This window comes from Leifsonia sp. KNZ13-11D, from assembly GCF_056754895.1.
The window spans coordinates 430,368-450,617 of the sequence record NZ_JBPGWU010000001.1 but is presented as its reverse complement, the minus strand read 5'-3'; the positions used below and the strand labels follow the sequence as shown (position 1 = coordinate 450,617).

The 20,250-nt window shown below is 69.6% G+C and carries 24 protein-coding genes; 6 read left to right on the top strand and 18 right to left on the bottom strand.

Annotated elements, in window-relative coordinates; genetic code table 11:
* Position 1 precedes the first annotated feature (1 nt).
* The 7 genes from ACR9Y5_RS02310 to ACR9Y5_RS02280 form a co-directional block, all read right to left on the bottom strand.
* Positions 2-463 (bottom strand): hypothetical protein, encoded by a 462-nt coding sequence (locus ACR9Y5_RS02310; protein ID WP_481296439.1) that lies wholly within the window; start codon positions 461-463, stop codon positions 2-4.
* Positions 460-1,008: a hypothetical protein gene (locus tag ACR9Y5_RS02305; protein WP_481296438.1), complete on the bottom strand. Its 549-nt coding sequence runs from the start codon at positions 1,006-1,008 to the stop codon at positions 460-462. The genes ACR9Y5_RS02310 and ACR9Y5_RS02305 overlap by 4 nt, the downstream gene beginning before the upstream one ends.
* Positions 1,005-1,931: a hypothetical protein gene (locus ACR9Y5_RS02300; RefSeq protein WP_481296437.1), complete on the bottom strand. Its 927-nt coding sequence runs from the start codon at positions 1,929-1,931 to the stop codon at positions 1,005-1,007. The genes ACR9Y5_RS02305 and ACR9Y5_RS02300 overlap by 4 nt, the downstream gene beginning before the upstream one ends.
* 6 nt (positions 1,932-1,937) lie before the next feature.
* Complete coding sequence (locus tag ACR9Y5_RS02295; RefSeq protein ID WP_481296436.1) at positions 1,938-2,240, bottom strand: hypothetical protein; 303 nt, start codon at positions 2,238-2,240, stop codon at positions 1,938-1,940.
* Positions 2,241-2,344: 104 nt separating this feature from the next.
* Positions 2,345-3,532, bottom strand: coding sequence for a glycine C-acetyltransferase (locus tag ACR9Y5_RS02290; protein ID WP_481296435.1), 1,188 nt, complete (start codon positions 3,530-3,532; stop codon positions 2,345-2,347).
* 2 nt (positions 3,533-3,534) lie between these two features.
* Positions 3,535-4,578 (bottom strand): L-threonine 3-dehydrogenase, encoded by a 1,044-nt coding sequence (tdh, locus tag ACR9Y5_RS02285; RefSeq protein WP_481296434.1) that lies wholly within the window; start codon positions 4,576-4,578, stop codon positions 3,535-3,537.
* Positions 4,579-4,688: 110 nt separating this feature from the next.
* Positions 4,689-5,108 carry a hypothetical protein gene (locus ACR9Y5_RS02280; RefSeq protein WP_481296433.1) on the bottom strand — a complete coding sequence of 140 codons (420 nt, stop codon included), beginning with the start codon at positions 5,106-5,108 and terminating at the stop codon, positions 4,689-4,691.
* Between the two features lie 77 nt (positions 5,109-5,185).
* Here ACR9Y5_RS02280 and ACR9Y5_RS02275 point away from each other — a divergent pair, with 77 nt between their 5' ends.
* The gene (locus tag ACR9Y5_RS02275) at positions 5,186-5,923 is read left to right on the top strand and encodes a cysteine hydrolase family protein (protein ID WP_481296432.1); all 738 of its coding nucleotides are present in this window, start codon (positions 5,186-5,188) and stop codon (positions 5,921-5,923) included.
* Here ACR9Y5_RS02275 and ACR9Y5_RS02270 read toward each other — a convergent pair.
* Positions 5,920-6,522, bottom strand: a complete 603-nt coding sequence (locus ACR9Y5_RS02270) for a CDP-alcohol phosphatidyltransferase family protein (RefSeq protein WP_481296431.1) — start codon at positions 6,520-6,522, stop codon at positions 5,920-5,922. The genes ACR9Y5_RS02275 and ACR9Y5_RS02270 overlap by 4 nt on opposite strands.
* Positions 6,519-6,839, bottom strand: a complete 321-nt coding sequence (locus tag ACR9Y5_RS02265) for a hypothetical protein (protein ID WP_481296430.1) — start codon at positions 6,837-6,839, stop codon at positions 6,519-6,521. Before ACR9Y5_RS02265 ends, ACR9Y5_RS02270 begins: the two co-directional genes overlap by 4 nt.
* 197 nt (positions 6,840-7,036) lie before the next feature.
* Between ACR9Y5_RS02265 and ACR9Y5_RS02260 the strand changes: the two genes are divergently transcribed.
* The gene (locus ACR9Y5_RS02260; protein ID WP_481296429.1) at positions 7,037-7,453 is read left to right on the top strand and encodes a VOC family protein; all 417 of its coding nucleotides are present in this window, start codon (positions 7,037-7,039) and stop codon (positions 7,451-7,453) included.
* Here ACR9Y5_RS02260 and ACR9Y5_RS02255 read toward each other — a convergent pair.
* The 6 genes from ACR9Y5_RS02255 to ACR9Y5_RS02230 form a co-directional block, all read right to left on the bottom strand.
* Positions 7,450-7,863 (bottom strand): heat shock protein transcriptional repressor HspR, encoded by a 414-nt coding sequence (locus tag ACR9Y5_RS02255; RefSeq protein ID WP_481296428.1) that lies wholly within the window; start codon positions 7,861-7,863, stop codon positions 7,450-7,452. The genes ACR9Y5_RS02260 and ACR9Y5_RS02255 overlap by 4 nt on opposite strands.
* 2 nt (positions 7,864-7,865) lie before the next feature.
* Positions 7,866-8,849, bottom strand: coding sequence for a DnaJ C-terminal domain-containing protein (locus ACR9Y5_RS02250; RefSeq protein ID WP_481296427.1), 984 nt, complete (start codon positions 8,847-8,849; stop codon positions 7,866-7,868).
* Between the two features lie 122 nt (positions 8,850-8,971).
* Positions 8,972-9,655: a nucleotide exchange factor GrpE gene (locus tag ACR9Y5_RS02245; RefSeq protein WP_481296426.1), complete on the bottom strand. Its 684-nt coding sequence runs from the start codon at positions 9,653-9,655 to the stop codon at positions 8,972-8,974.
* Positions 9,656-9,657: 2 nt separating this feature from the next.
* Entirely contained in the window at positions 9,658-11,520 is a 1,863-nt protein-coding gene (gene dnaK, locus ACR9Y5_RS02240; RefSeq protein ID WP_481296425.1) for a molecular chaperone DnaK, read from the bottom strand.
* Between the two features lie 162 nt (positions 11,521-11,682).
* Entirely contained in the window at positions 11,683-12,309 is a 627-nt protein-coding gene (locus ACR9Y5_RS02235; RefSeq protein WP_481296424.1) for a pyridoxal 5'-phosphate synthase, read from the bottom strand.
* Positions 12,310-12,333: 24 nt separating this feature from the next.
* Positions 12,334-13,917, bottom strand: coding sequence for an MFS transporter (locus tag ACR9Y5_RS02230; RefSeq protein WP_481296423.1), 1,584 nt, complete (start codon positions 13,915-13,917; stop codon positions 12,334-12,336).
* Between the two features lie 108 nt (positions 13,918-14,025).
* Between ACR9Y5_RS02230 and ACR9Y5_RS02225 the strand changes: the two genes are divergently transcribed.
* Together ACR9Y5_RS02225 and ACR9Y5_RS02220 are read left to right on the top strand one after the other, a co-directional pair.
* Positions 14,026-14,757 carry a GTP pyrophosphokinase gene (locus ACR9Y5_RS02225; RefSeq protein ID WP_481296422.1) on the top strand — a complete coding sequence of 244 codons (732 nt, stop codon included), beginning with the start codon at positions 14,026-14,028 and terminating at the stop codon, positions 14,755-14,757.
* A 144-nt stretch (positions 14,758-14,901) separates the two neighbouring features.
* A complete protein-coding gene (locus ACR9Y5_RS02220) occupies positions 14,902-16,329 on the top strand; it encodes an MFS transporter (protein ID WP_481296421.1) in 1,428 nt (475 codons plus the stop codon).
* Positions 16,330-16,406: 77 nt separating this feature from the next.
* Here the strand turns inward: ACR9Y5_RS02220 and ACR9Y5_RS02215 are convergent, their stop codons facing one another.
* Positions 16,407-17,075 (bottom strand): MarR family winged helix-turn-helix transcriptional regulator, encoded by a 669-nt coding sequence (locus tag ACR9Y5_RS02215; protein ID WP_481296420.1) that lies wholly within the window; start codon positions 17,073-17,075, stop codon positions 16,407-16,409.
* A gap of 55 nt (positions 17,076-17,130) precedes the next feature.
* Here ACR9Y5_RS02215 and ACR9Y5_RS02210 point away from each other — a divergent pair, with 55 nt between their 5' ends.
* Positions 17,131-18,300, top strand: a complete 1,170-nt coding sequence (locus ACR9Y5_RS02210) for a hypothetical protein (RefSeq protein ID WP_481296419.1) — start codon at positions 17,131-17,133, stop codon at positions 18,298-18,300.
* A 9-nt stretch (positions 18,301-18,309) separates the two neighbouring features.
* The gene (idi, locus tag ACR9Y5_RS02205; protein ID WP_481296418.1) at positions 18,310-18,861 is read left to right on the top strand and encodes an isopentenyl-diphosphate Delta-isomerase; all 552 of its coding nucleotides are present in this window, start codon (positions 18,310-18,312) and stop codon (positions 18,859-18,861) included.
* 85 nt (positions 18,862-18,946) lie between these two features.
* Here the strand turns inward: idi and ACR9Y5_RS02200 are convergent, their stop codons facing one another.
* Positions 18,947-19,693: a glycoside hydrolase family 16 protein gene (locus ACR9Y5_RS02200; RefSeq protein ID WP_481296417.1), complete on the bottom strand. Its 747-nt coding sequence runs from the start codon at positions 19,691-19,693 to the stop codon at positions 18,947-18,949.
* Between the two features lie 10 nt (positions 19,694-19,703).
* On the bottom strand, positions 19,704-20,231 hold the full coding sequence (locus ACR9Y5_RS02195) for a hypothetical protein (RefSeq protein WP_481296416.1): 528 nt from the start codon (positions 20,229-20,231) through the stop codon (positions 19,704-19,706).
* Positions 20,232-20,250: the final 19 nt, after the last annotated feature.

Here is a 20,250-nt window from a genome sequence, read left to right as displayed (position 1 = left end):
CTCACGGTTGCCCGCCCGGCGAGTCTGCATGCCTGAAGACCACTCGCGTTCCGGCCGAATCCGGGTCACCAATGTAAAGGGCCAGCACGGTCGAGAACACCGAGTTCTCCACGTAAATGATCTGGCCAGAGGCCCGACCCACAGCGACGCTCGGATCGCTCGCATCCGGGGAGAACGTCCATCCCGTCTCACCGCTCAACGTAGGAAGGTGAAAATTGGGCGATTGAGGGAGCGGCGCGCCCGAGACCATCACGACGCCGCCCTTCTTGAACTCCAGGGTCGTCGGATGCGCGCCGTCACTCACCCACGTCCCGTACACGTCCCGCTCGGAGAACTCGACCGGACGCTGCAGCCAGAACCACGAACCAACCTCCCACGCGAGATACGCAAACGTGAGACCCAGAATCAACCACAGCAACCACAGTGGGTTGCCCCGGTTCGATCCCCTGAACACCGGCGTCACGGTAGCCTGACCGTTTCCGTCCAGGTGATGTCCTGCCGAATCGTCTGATAACTGCGCAACTTTCCGTCTCCTGGACTCGCAGAACTTCGCAGTAGCCGAGGTTTGGAAGGGGTGGTCGTCTTCGTGAAAACGACTCGTGTGCCGGCCGAGTCCGGATCACCCGTGTAGAGAACCAGCACTGTCGAGAACCATCCCTCCTCTGGGTACAGGGGCGTCAGGCCGATATTGACCGTCTGCGAATCGCCGATCCGAGAGAAGGTCCAGGTGGCTTCATCCCTGGCCTCGCCAAATTGATAGGAGATCTTGTCGCGGAGCGGGGTGTCCGAGACTGTTACGGCGCCGCCTTCGTGGAAATCAAGCGTCGTAGGATGCGCTCCATCGCTCGTCCAGGTGCCATACACATCCGCTTCCCGGAAGCGGACAGGACGTTGGGCCCATGCGCTAGCGGCGAGCAGTCCCGCGACGGTCGCGATGATGACGGCCGGAATCAGCCACAGCGCCCGCCGACGGGCCCATCGGTGCGGCGCCAACGATGCCGATATCATGGAATGCTGACGGTCACTGTCCAGGTGATCACCTGCTGGATTGGCTTGTACCCGCCTGTTACGTCCTGGCGGAACTTCATCCCGCCGTACGGGGGGACGTACCAAGGGCCCATGGGCCACTGCCCGCTACCCGGGACCCGCGTGGCGGACTCGGGCGTCGTCCAGTTCGTCGCTGTAATGGTGACTTCACCAGTGCCGTCAGGATGGACGGCGGTCACCCGATACGTATAGCTGTACGATCCGACGAATGCCTCCGGGAGATTGCCCTCTGTTCCCAGACTCGCGATCGTCTTGAGGTCACGGGGGAGGTCCCTTCCTTGCGCTTCGTAGTTGCCGATCCCTTGATATTCACCCTCCAGGACCTTTCCCTGGACGTACTCCGTGGCTGCGGCCGCGCTATCACTTCTCTTGAAAACCTTTGTGAAAGCATCGTTGTCGTTGAAGGTGAAAGTGCGCTGCCCTTCACCGCTGACCCACGCCGCCACCATTTCCCACACCGAATGATTCGCTTCCGCGATCAGCTCGCGAAGGGCTTTCAGGTCCGCCATCCCCGGGGCCGAGGTTGGACCTTTGACCATCCCGGCTGCCGCAGCGATGGTCCGTCGGGCCGCCTCCAGCTGGTTCACCCAGACCCGCGCCTGATCCTTGACCGTCTCGTGGGCATCCCGGTACTCCCGGCATGCCAGGAACGCACGGTCGACCAGGGAATGCTTGGTGGCGATGCTGGTCAGCAACGCCTCATGCGTTGCTGCCGCCGCTTTTCCAGCCTTGCCCTTCCAATGCTGCTTGACGGCCCACGCCGACGTCTGCACGACACTGTGGGCTTTTTCCAGCTTTCCCTGATCCTGCCTGAGCCGACCCATCAGCCCATCGATCCCCTCCGGGTTGCCGCGACCCGGATCCTCGTCGGTGAAGTCCTGCACGACGGCCTACCCCACCCGGAAGGGAGCCATCGGATCCCCGGCCTTCTCGATGTCCGCAGCCGCCTGACGATCGCGGACAGCTTGCGCGTTGGCCGCGGCCGTCACCAGCTGGTGCAGGGCGTCGACGTCATCCGCCGTCCCGGCACTCATCGTCCGCCACCAGTCCTCCAGTGCGAGACGCGCGGCGTCGACCGCCTGGTCTCCGACGTCGCCCGCCGCCGGCAAGACTCCGCTCGGCACCGACCCTCGGACGCCCGCGAGCGGCGACGCGCCCTGCAGCACGGCATCCAGATCGATACGTACTTCCACCTGACAACCTCCCCGTCGGGTTGAAGCACCGGATCGCCCCGAACCCGACTAGACGTTAGCGTCTACCCGAGCGAGCCGTCCGATAGCGGTCATCCGGCTGACCGCTACGCCGCGACCGCCTCCCGCGACGCGACGAACGCGTCCACACACCGCCGGATCTCCTCCTCGGTGTGGGCCGCCGACAGCTGCACGCGGATGCGCGCGCGACCCTTCGGGACGACCGGGTACGAGAACGCGGTGACGTAGACGCCCTGGCGCTGCATCTCGTCGGCGATGCGGGCGGTGAGCGCCGCATCCCCGAACATGACCGGGACGATGGGGTGCGCGCCCGGCAACAGGTCGAAGCCGGCCTCGTCCATCAAGCGCCGGAACAGTTCCGCGTTCGCGACGAGCTGCGCCCGGAGGTGGTCCGACTGCTCCAACAGGTCGAGTGCCGCGAGGGTTCCGGCCACGATCGACGGCGCGAGCGTGTTCGAGAACAGGTACGGGCGCGCGCGCTGGCGCAGCAGGTCGACGATCTCGCGGCGGCTGGAGACGTAGCCGCCGGACGCGCCGCCGAGCGCCTTGCCGAAGGTGCCGGTGTAGATGTCGACCCGGTCGGCCACGCCGCAGAACTCCGGGGTGCCGCGGCCGTGCTCGCCGACGAAGCCCACGGCGTGCGAGTCGTCGACGAACACCAGGGCGCCGAACTCGTCGGCGAGGTCGCAGATCTCCGCGAGCGGGGCGATATAGCCGTCCATCGAGAAGACGCCGTCGGTGACGACGACCGTGAACCGGGCACCCGCATCCCGTGCCGCCTGCAGCTGGGCTCGCAGATCGTCCATGTCGCGGTTCTTGTAGCGGTACCGCTGCGCCTTCGACAAGCGGATGCCGTCGATGATGGATGCGTGGTTCAGCTCGTCGGAGACGATCGCGTCCTCGGCGGTGAACAGGGTCTCGAAGACACCGCCGTTGGCGTCGAAGCAGGACGAGAACAGGATGGTCGCCTCGGTGCCGAGGAAGCGCGACACCCGGCGCTCCAGCTCGAGGTGCTGCTCCTGCGTGCCGCAGATGAACCGGACGCTGGCCATCCCATAGCCCCAGTCGTCGAGGGCGGACTTCGCGGCGTCGCGCAGGGCCGGGTGGTCGGCGAGGCCGAGGTAGTTGTTGGCGCAGAAGTTCAGCACCTCCTGGCCGTCGGCCGTGATCAGCGCCGACTGGGGACCGTGGATGCTGCGCTCGCGTTTGGTGAGCCCGGCCTCCTCGATCTCCTCCAGCTGCGCCGCGATGTGCTCCCGGAAGCTCCCGTACATGTTCAGACCTCCGTCCAGTCGAGGATGACCTTGCCGCCGCCGGCCGCCGCTGCCGCGGCGAACCCCTTCTCCCAGTCCCGGGCTGCGAACCGGTCGGAGACGATCGACGCGATCGCGTCGTGCAGCTCGGTGGAGGTCTGCAGCATCGCGCCCATGGCGTTCCAGGTCTCGAACATCTCGCGGCCGTAGATGCCCTTGAGGGTGAGCATGTGGGTGACGACGATCCCCCAGTCGACCGCGATCTGCTCCGACGGCAGACCGAGCATCGCGATCCGGCCGCCGTGGTTCATGTTCTCGATCATCGACGGCAGCGCGGTCGGCGCTCCGCTCATCTCGAAGCCGACGTCGAAGCCCTCGCGCATCCCGAGCGCCCTCTGCGCCTCGTGGATGTCGTGCTGCGAGACGTCGACGGTGAAGTCTGCACCCATCCCGCGGGCGAGCTCAAGGCGCTGCGCACTGATGTCGGTGCCGACGATGAAGCGCGCACCGACATGGCGGGCGACGGCGATCGCCATGAGGCCGATGGGCCCGCATCCCGTAACCAGTACGTCCTCACCGACCACCGGGAAGGCGAGCGCGGTGTGCACGGCGTTCCCGAGCGGATCGAACAGCGCGCCGACCTCCGGCTCGATGGCGCTGTGGTGCACCCAGACGTTGGTGGCCGGCAGCACCAGCTGCTCGGCGAACGCGCCGTCGCGCTGCACGCCGACGCCCTGGGTGCGGATGCACATCTGACGGCGCCCGGCACGGCAGTTGCGGCAGGTGCCGCAGACGATGTGGCCCTCGCCCGAGACAAGGTCGCCCACCTCGACGTCGCGGACCAGCGGGCCGACCTCGACGACCTCGCCGAAGAACTCGTGGCCGGGGACGAGCGGGGCCTTCACGGCCGACGCCGCCCAGTCGTCCCAGCGCTGGATGTGCAGGTCGGTGCCGCAGATGCCGGTGCGCAGAACGCGGATCCGGACATCCTCGGGGCCCACCTCGGGCTCGGGGACATCGACCAGTTCGAGACCCGGTGCGGCCTCGCTCTTGAACAGGGCTTTCATCGTCGCTTCCTCGTGGGAGTCGGTGTGCTTCGTCGCGCGGCCCCGCCTTGTGGGCGGTTCCGGCCGAGCAAAAGCCTAGACCAGGCCGCCCGTGCGCAAGAGGTGACGGCTCAGTAGCTCCAGCTCTTGTGCGCCGACCCGGGCTCGCAGGTGTAGACGGCCCCGCCGACCTGGTGGACACCGTTGCCGAGACGGCCGCAGGTCTGGAACAGGTCCACCATCGCCGGGATCAGGAGCGCCAGGATCACCGCGCAGAAGAGGATGCCGAGCGCCGCGATGATGATGCCGGCGATCGCGAAGCCGTTGTTGTGTCCGGCCCGCCGCGACTGCACCAGCGCGACGATGCACAGCACGAGCCCGACGATGTCCAGGGGGAAGACGAACGAGAGCGCGAAGCCGACGATGCCGAGGACGCGGCCAGGCACGCTCGGCGGCGGGACGGGCGCGTATCCGGGGCCCGACGCGGGCGGGTACGGCTGGTAACCGTACGAGGGCGGTGGAGCGTACGGGTCCTGCGGCGGTGTCGTCATCGGTCCACAGCATAGGGCTGCGCGCGCCGGGCGGAGCCGACCCTCGGAGGGCGAGTCCGCGGGTCTAGAGTTCAGCCATGAAGCGCGCGCTGATCGTGATCGACCTGCAGAACGAGTACGTCACCGGCAACCTCAAGATCTGCTTCCCGGATCTCATGACGTCCATCCCGAACATCGAGGTGGCGTGGGATGCGGCCGACGACCACGGCGTGCCGGTGGTCGTCGTGCAGCACATCGAAGACGAGGGCGCCCCGGTCTTCGCCCGCGGGTCGGAGGGCGCCGCCCTGCACTCTTCGATCGCCGACCGGACGCCGGCCCACGTGATCGAGAAGACGAGCGTCTCCGCCTTCCCCGGCACGGACCTGGAGCAGTGGCTCCGCTCCGAGGGCATCGACACCATCACGATCGCCGGCTACATGACGCAGCACTGCTGCGCGGGCACGGCCCGGGATGCGGCGGAGCTCGGCTTCACCGTCGAGTTCCTGTCCGACGCCACCGGCACGCTCGACCTCGTCAACGAGGCCGGCGCGATCTCGGCGGACGCCCTCCACCGCAGCGTGCTCGTGACCATGCAGTCCGAGTTCGCCGCGGTGGCGACGACGGAGGAGTGGACGCTGGCGGTCGAAGCCGGCGACACGCTCCCCGTGTCGAACCTCTGGGACAGCACCGGCCATGCGCGGCTGCCCGAGAAGCACGCCGAGCTGCACAAGCTCATGCGGGAGGTGCGGGCCGGGATCGACGGCGACATCGCGGCGGGCGAGGCCCACAACATCCAGAACACCCTGTACGTCGGCCAGGGCGTCTCCTCCCTCTAGCGAACCCGGTCCGGCGCGCCCCGGAGCACGCGCCCCGCAGCGACGCTGTAGGCCGCACCGGCGACGAAGCTGCACACGACGCCCACCGAGACCAGGAGCAGACCGGCGTCGGCCAGAAGAGGCACCGCCGCGCCCTGCGCGTCGAGGGCGGCGGCCAGGATGACGACTCCGAACCCGGTGAACTGCAGCCCGGTCCTCACCTTCCCCAGGCCGACGACCGGGATGGTCGGGACTCCGCGGAAGAAGACGGTGGCGACGACGACCAGCAAGGCGTCCGGGACGACGGCAAGAAGCGCCAAGGCCGGAGGGACGACGCCGGCGGCGGCCGCCCCGACGACGATCACGAGAACGGTGGCCCGGTCCGCCAGCGGATCGAGCCAGCGGCCCAGCGCACTCGTCTGGCCGAAGCGCCGGGCCACCCATCCGTCGGCGAAGTCGGACACGAACACGACCGCCGCGACGGCGGCCGCCGGCAGGAAAAAGCAGGACGACAGCAGGACGAGCAGCACGGGCAGCAGGAGAAGGCGCACCGCCGTGATCGCGTTCGGCCAGGTCTTCCACGGCTCTCCCGCGGTGGCGCGGGCCCAGAGCCCACTCATGCGCCCACCTCGCGCACCGTCCAGGTGTCCGTGAGGATCGCAGTCACGACCTCCACCGACCAGAGCACCAGACAGACCGAGGTCACGCCGACGCAGACGGCGGCCCAGCGGTGCCATCGGCAGCCCCGGCCGCACAGCCAGAACGCGAGCATCAGGGCCACCAGCGGCAGGATCCCCGCGACCACGCCGACCAGCGGCATCCACCCGACAAGAGTCGCCGCGGGCGCCGCTCCTACGGCGAGGACGATCGCCAGCCGCTCCCCCACGACTCCGCGCCCGACCGCTCTGACCGCCGTCCCATCCCGTTCTGCCCGCATCCGCCTCCCCTGACCATCGGCTCACCGGTTAAGACGGAGCTCCCGCCCCGATCGTGACGGGCGCGCGACCCTTCGCGCCGCGGCGGCGACTGCGGTCGTTGGGAACGACTGCGGCGGCGCGCGCGGGCGCAGACGTTCCGGACCGCAGCAGACTCGCGGGCTGGCCGCACGGCCGCGCCGGGGCGCATCATGTGGGGATGTTGCAGAGCACACCCTTCCTGCTGTTCGACGGCGACTGCGCGGAAGCCATGGGGTTCTACCACTCGGCGTTCGGCGGCGAGCTGAGCCTGTCGCGACTGGGCGACACCCCGATGCGGGAACAGTTCCCCGAGGAGAAGCACGACCGCATCATCAACTCCGTGCTGACCAGTGACGGCTTCGCGCTGTCGGCCTCCGACTGGATGGCCTCGCCGGACTTCGATCCCGTTCGGGGCAACATGTCGGCCGTCTTCGTCACCGACGACGACCTGCAGCGGCTGGAGCGCATCGTCGAGCGGATGAAGGAGGGCGCGCAGCCCGAACACTTGCAGGACCTGCACGACCTCCCGTTCGGCCGGTACGGGCAGCTGTACGACCGCTTCGGCGTGCAGTGGATCTTCCTGCGGCCCGCCTAACGCTCCAGCGGCCGCCAGACCACGAGCTGATTGCTGCGGCGGACGCGGGTGCCCGCCCGCATCGAGACGACCTCGCCCTCGGAGCCGGCCGCGAAGACGCGGCGGCCGGGGCGGTTGAGGAGCTCGTCGGCGAGCGCCGACTCCAGCTCGCGGACGCGGCCGCGGAGTTCGCCGACCTGGTCCTCGAGCTCCAGGATGCGGCGGATGCCCTCCAGGCTGACGCCCTCGGAGCCGAGCCGGGCGATCTCCTGCAGCTTTGCGACGTCGCGCATCGAGTAGCGGCGCGACTTGCCGGCGGTGCGGCTGGGGCTGACGAGTCCCAGCCGGTCGTATTGGCGGAGGGTCTGCGGGTGCATGCCCGCGAGCTCCGCCGCGATCGAGATCACGAAGACCTGGCTGTTCTCGTCCATCGTCAGCTCCGGGCCTTGGCCAGGATGTCGTCGCGCGGGTTCTCGTCGGGCAGCTTCGCGGCGAACGCCTCCAGCGCCTCCTTGGCCTCGCCGGACAGGTGCGACGGTACGGCCACCTGGACGACGGCGAGCAGGTCGCCCGTGCCCTTCGGCGTCTCGACGCCGCGGCCCTTCACCCGCAGCACGCGACCGCTCGGGGTGCCGGGAGCAACGCGCAGCTTCACCGGGTCTCCGCCGAGCGTCGGGACCTCGATGGTCGCGCCGAGCGCGGCCTCCGTGAAGGTCACCGGGACGCTGACGCGGAGGTTGAGGCCGTCGCGCTCGAAGACCGGGTGCTTGCGCACGGTGACCGTCAGGACGATGTCGCCGGGCTCTCCGCCGTCCGGGCTGGGCTGGCCCTTGCCGCGCAGCTTGATCTTCTGGCCGTCCGCGACGCCTGCCGGGATCTTGACCTTGATCGGCTTGCCGTCGGACGCCTGGAGGGTGATCGTCTCACCGCGGGTGGCGGTGAGGAAGTCGATGGTGGTGTGCGCGGTCACGTCCCGGCCGCGGGTCGGTCCGCCGTAGCCGCGGAACCCGCCGGACGACGAGCCGAATCGGCCGTTCCCGAACAGTCCGCCGAAGACGTCGTCGAATTCGCCGCCCTGCTGGAAGGTGTACCGCTGGTTGCCGCCCTGGCCGAACATCCCGCCGAAGACGTCATCGAAGCCGCCCTGCGCGCCCGAGCCGGGCGCGGTGAACCGGGCGCCGGTCCCCATCGCGCGGATCTGGTCGTACTCCTTGCGCTCCTCGGGATCGCTCAGCACCGAGTAGGCCTCGCTGATCTCCTTGAACTTCGCTTCCGCGGCGGCGTCGCCGGGGTTCGAGTCGGGGTGGTACTTGCGGGCCAGCTTGCGGTACGTCTTCTTGAGGTCGGCTTCGCTGACGTCCTTGGAGACGCCAAGCACCTTGTAGAAGTCCTTGTCGAACCAGTCCTGGCTAGCCACGGGCGCCTCCTCTCAAGTCGTTGTCGGTGATGGATGAAGTCTGCACGAAAACGTGAGGGCGCACCTGCTGAGCGGAGCGGCGGGAACCGAGTCCCGCCGCTCCGTGGTGCGCTGGATGCCGGTCAGGCCGGCACCGAGACGACGACCTTGGCCACCCGCACGGTGGTGGAGCCCAGGCGGTAGCCGGTCTCCACGACCTCGGCGACGGTGTCCGCCGTCACGCCCGGGGTCGGCTGCTGGAAGATCGCCTCGTGGATCTGCGGGTCGAAGGGCTCGCCCTTCTCGCCGTACGGGGTCAGGCCGAGGCGCTCGACCGCGGTGCGGAGCTTGGCCGCGATGGTCGAGAACACGCTGCCCTCGCCCAGGTCGCCGTGCTTCTCCGCGCGCTCGAGGTCGTCGAGCACCGGGATCAGGCCCTTGACCGCGTCGCCGACCGCTCGCTCGCGCTCGATCTCGCGGTTGGCCTCCGTGCGCTTGCGATAGTTCGCGTACTCGGCGGTCACCCGCTGCAGGTCGGCGAGGCGCTCGGCCGCGAGCTCCTCCGCGGTGGTCTGGCCGGAGAGGATGTCGAGGTCGTCATCGCTGAGGATGGTCTCGTCCTCCTGCTCCTGGCCCTCGGCCGGGCCGACGTCGATGAGCTCCTCGTGGGAGAGGTCGTGCTCACCGGCGTCGTCCCCGCCGTTGCCGGCCGTCTGGTCGCCCTCCGGCTGCCGGACCTTCCCGGTCTCGGGGTCGATCTTGCGCTTGTCGCGGATGATCGGCTCCTCGCGTTCCGGCTCCGGAGAGCCGCCGTTCTGGTCCGACATGATTACTTCTTCTCCTCGTCGTCGACGACCTCGGCGTCGATCACGTCCTCGTCGTCGTCGGACGACGTGGCCTGCTGGCTGTCGCCCGCGTCACCGGCGGGGGCCTCGGAGGACTGGGCCGAGGAGTAGATCGCCTCGCCGAGCTTCTGCTGGCTGGAGCTGAGCGCGTCGTACGCCGTCTTCACGGCCTCGTCGTCGTCTCCGGCGAGCGCGGTCTTCAGCGCGTCGACGTCGCCCTGGACCTCGTTCTTGACGTCCTCGGGGAGCTTGTCCTCGTTGTCCTTGATCAGCTTCTCGATCGAGTAGACGAGCTGCTCGGCCTGGTTGCGGGTCTCGGCGGACTCGCGGCGCTTCTTGTCCTCCGCCGCATGCTCCTCGGCCTCGCGCACCATGCGGTCGATGTCCTCCTTCGGCAGGCTCGACCCGCCGGTGATGGTCATCGACTGCTCCTTGCCGGTGCCCTTGTCCTTGGCGGACACGTGCACGATGCCGTTGGCGTCGATGTCGAAGGTGACCTCGATCTGCGGGATGCCGCGCGGGGCCGGGGCGATGCCGGTCAGCTCGAACGTGCCGAGCGGCTTGTTGTCGCGGGTGAACTCGCGCTCGCCCTGGAAGACCTGGATCGCGACGGACGGCTGGTTGTCGTCGGCCGTGGTGAAGGTCTCGCTGCGCTTGGTGGGGATGGCCGTGTTGCGCTCGATGAGCTTGGTCATGATCCCGCCCTTGGTCTCGATGCCGAGGGACAGCGGGGTGACGTCGATGAGGAGGACGTCCTTGCGCTCGCCCTTCAGGACACCGGCCTGCAGGGCGGCGCCGACGGCGACGACCTCGTCCGGGTTGACGCCCTTGTTGGGCTCCTTGCCACCGGTCTCCTGCTTCACGAGCTCGGAGACGGCCGGCATGCGGGTGGAACCACCCACGAGCACGACGTGCGCGATGTCGCCGACCTTGATGCCGGCCTCGCGGATGACGTCCTGGAAGGGCTTCTTGGTGCGGTCGAGGAGGTCGCTGGTCATCTGCTCGAACTGGGCGCGGGTGAGCGTCTCGTCGAGGTTGGCCGGGCCGTTCTCGGTGAGCGAGAGGTAGGGCAGCTGGATGCTGGTCGACATGCTCGACGACAGTTCCTTCTTGGCCTGCTCCGCCGCCTCCTTCAGGCGCTGGAGGGCGATCTTGTCCTTCGAGACGTCGACGCCCGTGGTCTCCTTGAACTTCTTGATCAGCCAGTCGACGATGCGCTGGTCCCAGTCGTCGCCGCCGAGGCGGTTGTCGCCGGCGGTCGCACGCACCTGGATGGTCGAGAAGTCGTCGTCCTTGCCCACCTCGAGCAGGGAGACGTCGAAGGTGCCGCCACCGAGGTCGAAGACGAGGATGAGCTCGTCCTCCTTGCCCTTGTCGAGGCCGTAGGCGAGCGCGGCCGCAGTCGGCTCGTTGATGATGCGCAGCACGTTGAGGCCCGCGATCTCACCGGCCTCCTTGGTGGCCTGGCGCTCGGCGTCGTTGAAGTACGCCGGGACGGTGATGACAGCGTCGGTCACCGTGTCGCCGAGGTACTGCTCGGCGTCGCGCTTCAGCTTCTGCAGGATGCGCGCGGAGATCTCCTGCGCGGTGTACTTCTTGCCGTCGATCTCGGTGGTCCACGTGGTGCCCATGTGGCGCTTCACGGACGAGATCGTGCGGTCGACGTTGGTCACCGCCTGGCGCTTGGCGGTCTCGCCGACGAGGACCTCGCCGTCCTTGGTGAAGGCGACCACCGACGGGGTGGTGCGGAAACCCTCGGCGTTGGCGATGACCGTGGGCTCGCCGCCCTCGAGCACCGAGACGACGGAGTTCGTGGTTCCGAGGTCGATACCTACTGCACGTGACATGTGTGCTTCTCTCCTTTGTTGCTGGCGTGTGCCGTGAAAGTCTGTGGTCAAGAGTTGAGCCTCGACGACTCAAGACTGTCATCCGAGTGGGATGCTGTCAAGAGCGCAAGCCCAAAACTTGAGTTCACCTGACTCAACTTTGGAGAGAGTGCGGCTATTCCCCTACGGCTGCAATCGCCGCACGGTCCAGCCGGCGTCGCCGCGGCGGTACTCGAGCCGTCGGTGGAGGCGGTCGGGGCTGCCGTGCCAGAACTCGATCGTCTCCGGGACCACGCGGTAGCCGAGCCAGTTCTCGGGCCGCTCGATCGGTCCTTCGGCACCCTGGAGGTCGCGCGCCGCGGCGCGCAAGAGGTCGAGATCGTCGAGGGGCGCATCCTGCTCGCTCACGGCCGAGGCCGCCTGCGCCTCGCGACGGCGGCGGGCGAAGATGGCGTCCGAGTCGTCGCCGTCGAGGCGCTCGACCGGACCCGAGATACGGAGCTGCTGCAGCAGTTCGCGCCAGTAGAGCACGACCGCCGCCCGCGGATTGTCGGCGAGCTCGCGCCCCTTGCGGCTGCGCTCCGCCGTCCCGAACGTCACGCCGTCCGATTCGAGCGCGGCCAGGGCCACCGTGCGCGCATCCGGGACGCCGTCGGCGCCGGCCGTCGCAAGGGTCGCGGCGAGCGGCTCGCTCACGCCGCGCTCCTTCGCCCGCTCGAGCCACGCCGCGAGCAGGCCGCCGGGTTCGGCGGGCGGATCGTCGAACTCGGGCAGGTACAGGTCGGCATCCCCGGTGAGCGTGTTGGCCATAGCGCCACCCTAGGCTCGACGGGCTCACCCGGCGAGGGTGCCCTCCGCGGCCTCGCTCGGCGCCGGGTCGGGGAGGCGGCGCATCCGGAACGCGTTCGCCACGCCGAGTAGACCGGCGAGCACCGGAACCAGCAGGGCGACCTGCAGCGAGATCGGCCGCGACTCCGTGTTGATGCGCACGACCTCGGCCTGCACCTCGGGCGGCTCGGTCTTGAGCAGCTCGATGAGCTTGGTGTTCGACATCACCTCGGCGTCGGTCTCCAGCACCTGCGAGATCTGCGCCTTGTCGTCGGGCGGCAGCACCGTGCTCGCGTCCGTCTTCGCGGTGAACGTCGCGGCGAGCGTCGCCAGCATGATGGCGCCGGCGAACGCCAGACCGAAGGAGAGCCCGAACGACCCGGCCGCGGAGTTCACGCCCGCGGCCTCGCTCACCCGCTCGTCGGAGACCGGGGACAGCGTGTAGTTGTTGAGCTGCGACACCAGCAGCCCGAGCCCCGACCCCGCGATGATCAGCGGCAGGGTGAGGTACCAGCCCGAGGTCGCGATCGGCACGAGCGGGATGATCGCGGCGACGCCGACGACGGCGAGGGAGAAGCCCCAGAGGATGAGGTTGGCGGGCCGCCGTTTCAGCCGGCGGCCCGCGAGCAGTGCGACGGCGAACATGCTCAGCGAGAGCGGAGCGATCGACAGCCCCGAGAGCAGCGCGTTGTACTCGAGCACCATCTGCAGGTAGATGGGCAGCGCGATCATCGTGCCGCCGAGCGCGATCTGCTGCAGCAGCTGACCCGAGACGCCGGACTGGAACAGCTTCGACCGGAACAGCCTGGGGTCGAGCAGCGTGGGCTTCGACCGCCGCGACCGCGAGCGCAGCCAGATCGCCAGCGAGACCAGGCCCGCCACGCCGACCAGGATGATCAGCAGCACCCGCTCGCCGCCCTCCTGCCAGACCAGGATGCCGGTGACGATGCCGCCCATCCCGATCACCGAGAGCAGCGCGCCGACCAGGTCGACGGAGCGCTCCCCGGTGTACTTCACATCCTTCACCAGGCCGATGCCGGAGAGCACGACCGCGATGATGACCGCCTCCAGCAGGAAGCCGACACGCCACGACAGGAACGTGGTGATGAAACCACCCAGCAGCGGGCCCACCGCCGCCGCGATCGCCGCGGACGCGCCGACGAGGGCGTAGACGCGCTTCTGCTGCGCGCCCTCGAAGTTGCCGTGGATGAGCGACTGCATCGCCGGCAGCAGCAGCGAGGCGCCGATCCCGCCGATGATCGCCCAGAACACGATGATCGCCGCGAGGTTCTGCGCCAGCGTCATCGCGATGGCGCCGACCGCGTACCCGAGCAGCCCGAGCACATAGGCCAGCTTGCGGCCGATCAGGTCGCCGGTCTTGCCGCCGATCAGGATGAACGCGGCCGACACCAGCGCCTCCAGCGCGATCGCGCTCTGCACACCGCTGACCGTGGTGTGCAGGTCGTGGACGACCGCCGAGATGGAGACGTTCATGAGCGAGGTGTCCACCACCAGCACGAACATCGCCATCGCCAGCAGGATCGCCAGCCTCGCGTTGAACCGCACCGGAGCCGTGCTCTCCGCACTCATGGCGTACCTCCCTGCGTCCCGTGGCACGCTCAGGGAAGCACATCGCGCGGCGTTTGGGACCCCCCGATTCACACCGGCCGCACAAGCACCGTCGCTAGCGTCGAGAGCATGGAAACGGACCCCGCCGCCGCCCCGCTCCTCTCCAGCCGGGCCATCGAGGCGCTGCAGAGCATCGACCCCGCGACGCTCAGCGAGGTCCAGGCGTTCCGGGACGATTTCGCGCGGTTCATCATGCCGTACAAGTTCGGCATCGACGAGATCTCGACCAAGGTGGGCATCCTGCGGGAGGAGTTCGCCGAACTGCACGACTACAACCCGATCGAGCACATCTCGAGCCGGCTGAAGTCGCCGGAGAGCATCGAGCAGAAGGTCATCCGCAAGAACTGCGAGCCGAGCTTCGACGCGATCCGGGAGTCGATCACCGACATCGCCGGCATCCGCATCGTCTGCAGCTTCGTCTCCGACGTCTACCGCGTGTTCGACCTCCTGACCGCGCAGGAGGATGTCCGGACGCTGCGCGTGAAGGACTACATCGCGCATCCCAAGCCCAACGGTTACAAGAGCCTGCACGTCATCGTCGAGGTTCCCGTCTTCCTCAGCGAGGGACCGGTCCTCGTGCCGGTCGAGATCCAGCTGCGGACGGTGGCGATGGATTTCTGGGCCAGCCTCGAGCACAAGATCTACTACAAGTACGACGGCGAGGTCCCCGAAGGTCTGCTGCGCGACCTGACGCAGGCCGCGGGCACCGCGAACCAGCTCGATCTGACCATGGAGAACCTGCACCGGCAGGTGCGTGGCGACGGCCGCGGCACCGTCTACAGCCTCCCCGCCTCCCTCTAGCCGCGCGCCCCTCCCCCCACCCTCCCCGCTGCGCGGCCCGTGAGGTGCACGTCGTTGTGCCCGACACGCCGCGGAAGTGAACAACAAGGTGCACCTCGGCGAGATGGGGCGGGGGATGTGCGGGATGGGCCCTACGCTGTGTGCATGACCACGGAACTTCCGGGGGGCGGTACGGGCGACGATGCCCTGGTGACGACCACGAGCCCGCTCTTCGCCGATAGTGCGACCGACCGCCGCATCCCCCGCCGCTGGGTGGTGTCGTGGGCGCTCTGGGACTGGGGCGGCGCAGCCTTCAACGCGGTCATCACGACGTTCGTGTTCACCGTCTATCTGACCAGCAGCCTGTTCGTCGACCCTGCGGTCGTCAGCGCGAAGAACGCCGAGTCCGGCACCTCCGGCCCGGCGCACACCGCCTACGACGCCGCCGTCGCCGTGCTGTCCAGCGGACTCGCCTGGGGCGTCGGGATCGCGGGCATCGTGGTCGCGCTCATCGCCCCGGTGCTGGGCCAGCGCACCGACGGCTCGGGCCGCCGCAAGCTCTGGCTCGGCGTCAACACGGGCGTCGTCGTGCTCGTGACGGCGCTGATGTTCTTCGTCGTGGGCGAGCCGTCGTACTTCCTGCTCGGCGTCGCCCTCGTCGCCATCGGGACGATCTTCTACGAGATCGCCACCGTCAACTACAACGCGATGCTCGTGCAGGTCTCCACGCCGAAGACGGTGGGACGCGTCAGCGGCTTCGGCTGGGGCGCGGGCTACCTGGGCGGCATCGTGCTGCTGCTCATCGTGTACTTCGGTATGGTCGCCGGCGACGGCGGGCTGCTGCACGTTCCGACCGAGAACGGCTTGAACATCCGCATCATCGCGCTGATCGCGGCGGCGTGGACGCTCGTGTTCTCGCTCCCGGTGCTCTTCACGGTGCCGGAGATCGCCCCGAACGCCCGCACACCGCGCGTCGGCTTCTTCGCGTCGTACGCGGTGCTGGTGCGCGACATCGGCCGGCTGTGGAAGGAGAGCCGGAACACCGTCCTCTTCCTCATCGCGTCGGCGCTGTTCCGTGACGGCCTGGTCGGCGTGTTCACGTTCGGCGGCATCCTGGCCCAGGGCACGTTCGGCTTCACCAGCGGCCAGGTCATCATCTTCGCCATCGCGGCCAACGTCGTCGCGGGCGTCAGCACGCTGCTCTCCGGCCGGCTGGACGACCGCTTCGGGCCGAAGGCGGTCATCGTCACGTCGCTCGTCGGCCTGATCGTCGCCGGGCTCGCGGTCTTCTTCACCCACGACCTCGGCGCCGCGGCCTTCTGGGTGGGCGGGCTCGTGCTGTGCCTGTTCGTCGGGCCGGCGCAGTCGGCGAGCCGCACGTTCCTCGCCCGGGTGACGCCGGCCGGCCGCGAGGGCGAGGTGTTCGGCCTCTACGCCACGACCGGTCGCGCGGTGTCGTTCCTCGCGCCGACACTGTTCGCGATCTTCGTCGCAGTCGGCGGGGCCCAGTACTGGGGCATCCTCGCGATCGTGCTGGTGCTCGCGATCGGCCTGGCGCTCCTCATCCCCGTGCGTGCTCCGCGCCGCGCTTGACCCTCGCGCGCCGCGTCTTGTGCCGGCGCGGCAGCGAACGGTGAGTGGATGCGCGAATCCCGGACGGATTCGAGCGTCTAGTTCCCGCTCGGCGGCTCCTCGGGCGGGGTTGGGCGCGGCCAGGCGCGCACGAACCGGTCGAAGAGCTCCGCGAAGGTGCGCGCCTCCTCGGGTGTGAAGGCGGCGAGAGCTGTCTCCACCGAGGAGCGGCGGTGGCTGCGCAGCTCCTCGAGCAGCGCCCGGCCGGAGGTGGTGAGCTGGATGAGCGCGCGGCGCGCGTCCGACGGGTCCGGGACCCGGCGCACCAGGCCGCGCTCGACGCCTTCCTGCACGAGCCGGCTCGCGCGCGGCTGGTCCACCCCGATCGCGGCGGCGATGCCGGAGACCGAGAGGCTGCGGCCGTCCGCATCCGCCGCTTCGAGCGCTTCGAGCATACGCACGCGGGCGATCCGGCCGAGCGAGCCGTCACGCCCGCCGCGCCGGCCGGGACCGGGACGCGCCGAGTCGCCGAACGGCATGCCGCCGAACGGTGCGCCGCCGGCCTGAGCGGGGAAAGGTCCGCCGCCGTGTGCCGGTCCCCAGTGTCCGCCGTGGTGGGCGTGCCCGTGTCCGTGCGGCATCCCCTCGGCCCACGGCGGGCGGCGCCGCGACTGGTCGCGGCGGACCGCGAGCAGCGCGTGCTCGATCATCGCCACGATGTCCGCTTGCGGCGGAATCCCGGAATCGTCTTGACCTTCACCGCTCATGCATGTAACTATACATTTACTTGTAAGAGTACATGTAACCGAGAGGAGAGCCCCGATGACGAACATCGACGACTCCACACAGACGCCGCCCGGATACTGGTTCGGCGAGATCGAGAGCCTGCTGCACGAGCGGATGCGCGACGCGCTGGCCGACCTGGGACTGCGCCGCGGAAGCTGGCGCATCCTGCACACCCTCGCCGAGGGACCGGCGACCGCCGAGCAGCTCGCCGAGCGGATGCCGCACGGAGGGCCGCGCGGCGAGCGCGACGGCCGCGACGGACACGACGGACACAACGGCCGCGACGGACACGACGGCCACGACGGCCACGACCCGCGGCCGCATCACCACGAGCGCCGGGGATACGGATTCCGCCCGGGCTGGCGCGGCCAAGAGCCGCGCGACGAGCGCGACGTCGCCGCGGGCGACGCCCGCGGGGACGGCTACCGCGGCGAGGGCGACGGGCACCGGCACGGCGCCGACCGGCCCGAAGCGGACCACTATGAGGCCGACCGGCCCGAAGCGGACCACTATGAGGGCCACCTCGACGCCGGCCACCCCCACGGCAGCGACCATCACCACCACCATGGCCAGCACCCGCACGGCTTCGAGGAGGCCGTCGAGCGCGGCTACCTGCGCGGCTTCGACCGCGGCTTCACCCTCGGGACGCTGCGCGCCGGCCAGCCGGCCGGCCCGTTCGGCCCGCACCCGTACGGCGGTCTCCCCGTCGGGGCGCGCGGCGGCGTCCCCGGAGCGTTCGGCGGCCCGGGCGGCCCGGGCGGCCCGGGCGGCCCGGGGGTTCCCGGCGGCCACGGGTACGCCTACGTCTACGCGTACGGCCCCTTCGGACCCGGCCGTCCAGGACGCCCCGGCCGTCCGTTCGACCGTCGCTTCGGCGGGTTCGATCGCGACCGCCGCCGCGGGCACCGCGTCCAGCACGTGCTCTCCGACTTCGTCGAGCGCGGCTGGGTCTGGTTCGACGGCGACCGCGCGACACTCACCGACGAGGGACGCGCCGCCCACGACCGCGCGTTCGAGCGCGTGGGGACCGTGCGGGCTGAGCTCGCCAACGGCATCTCCGAGGCCGACTACGCGACCACCATGGCGACGCTCGAGCGGATGGCGCGCAACCTCGGCTGGCGCCCGGCGCGCGGCGAGGGGCCCGGCGCCGCCGACGGCGGCTCCACCCACGATGCTCCCGGCTCGGCCCCGGAGGGCGCCGCCTAGTATGGACGCATGACGCCGCCCCGCGAAGAGGTCGTTCTGCTCGCCGAGGATGGCACCCCCATCGGCGCCGCGGACAAGGCGACGGTGCACACGACGGAGACGCCGTTGCACCTCGCCTTCTCGTGCCACCTCTTCGACGGGGAGGGCCGCATCCTGGTCACCCGCCGCGCACTGGGCAAGGCGACGTGGCCCGGGGTGTGGACCAATTCGTTCTGCGGTCACCCCGGCCCCGGCGAATCGATGGAGGACGCGGTGCGCCGTCGCGCGGCCGACGAGCTCGGGGCGTCGATCGACAACCTCGAGCCGGTGCTGCCGGACTTCCGCTACCGAGCCGTGGATGCGGCCGGGATCGTCGAGTACGAGGTCTGCCCGGTCTACACCGCGACCGTCGTCGGCGACCTCCGCCCGTCCGCCACAGAGGTGGCCGAGTGGGAGTGGGTCGACCCGCGCTCGCTGCTCGGCGCCGTGGAGGCGACCCCCTGGGCGTTCAGCCCGTGGCTCACGCTGCAGCTGCCGGCCCTCTACGCCGACGACAGTCTCGAAGCTTCGGGTCAGCTGTGAGTCTGGCTCACTATTTTCCACCTGTGTAATTGACTGTGGATAACTCTTCCGGGCGTATGCCCGGAGGTGAATGCGTCGCGCGGCGTCAGGTCGCCCAGACGCGGTCCACCGAGAGCGTCGGGACGAAGGCGTGCCCCGGGTCCCGCTCGTCCGGCCACTCGGGGAAATCGAACACCGCGAGCATCAGCTGGAGCGGGTAGCGCGGGGGCGCATCCAGCATCCGCACCACCCGGCCGTCGACCCGGAAAGTCGCCTCGTCGCCGTCCCAGTGCGCCTCGTAGGCGTGCGGCTCGGTGACGTCGATCGGAAGGGGGATGCGCTCGAAGTCCTCCGCCAGCCGCGGGTCGCGGAACGCGTGGAAGCCCATCCCCACAAGCGCCTGCTCCGGCTCGACGTCGCGGCCGAACACCTCCATCACGCAGAGCTCGCCGCTGCGCTCGGGTTCGTTCTCGAAGCCCACCAGCCAGAGCGACGCCATGGACCGCGCGCTGAGGTAGAGGGATGCGCGCATCCCCACCGTCCCGTGGTCGACCAGGCAGCCGTGGAACTCGTCCTGCTGCTCCCGCACGGTGAGCCCCGGGCGGAACGGCTGCTGCCCGGCAGTCGAGCCGGCGGGGCCCGAGAAGTTGCCGGTCTGCAGCCCCGACACCCGCAGCGCCGGGGTGTGCTCGCCCGGACACCACAGGCCCTGGTCGGGCGGGATGCTCAGCTCGAGGTGGGAGTCGTGGATGAGGTAGGTCGCCCGCGTCTCGGCGAGCGAGCTCCACGCCGGCAGGTAGTGCGGCAGCCAGACGCTGCGGTCGAGCCGGGGGTCGTCGAAATCGTCGAACACCGCAGTCCCCTCATCCGGTGCGGACGGCGTCGATGTGCTGCTCCAGCCACCAGGTGCGGCCCTCGTCGTCGGAGACCCAGCCGTCCCACTCGAACGAGTCGTCGGTGATGTTGGAGAAGTTCCAGCGGATGGGGCGCCCGTCGGTCTGCGTGCCGTCCTGCCGGATCCCGTCGCGGCGGTAGGGCGTCGCGACCAGGGTGCAGAAATCGCCGGCGGCGGCGCCGAACCAGCTCACCCGCCACGCCCCGAGCGTGGAGTCGTACACGCGCACGGTCGAGCCGCGGCCCTGGACGCCCTCGGGGTCGGCCTCGTCGCGGATGACGAGCACATCCTGCACCGCGCGACCGCCGAGCGTGTAGGCGAAGATCCACTCGTTGCTGTACTCGCGCCACGCTCCGGTCGCCTCGTCGAGCTGCCGGACCTCCGCGCGCCAGCTGCCGACCAGTCGTCCGAACAGCTGCATCCGCTGCGGGTTGTGCTCCATCGGACCCGCGCTGATCAGGGCCCGTGCGAACGCGGCGTCGGTGGTCTCGCTCATGGTGCGCAACTCCCTTCGG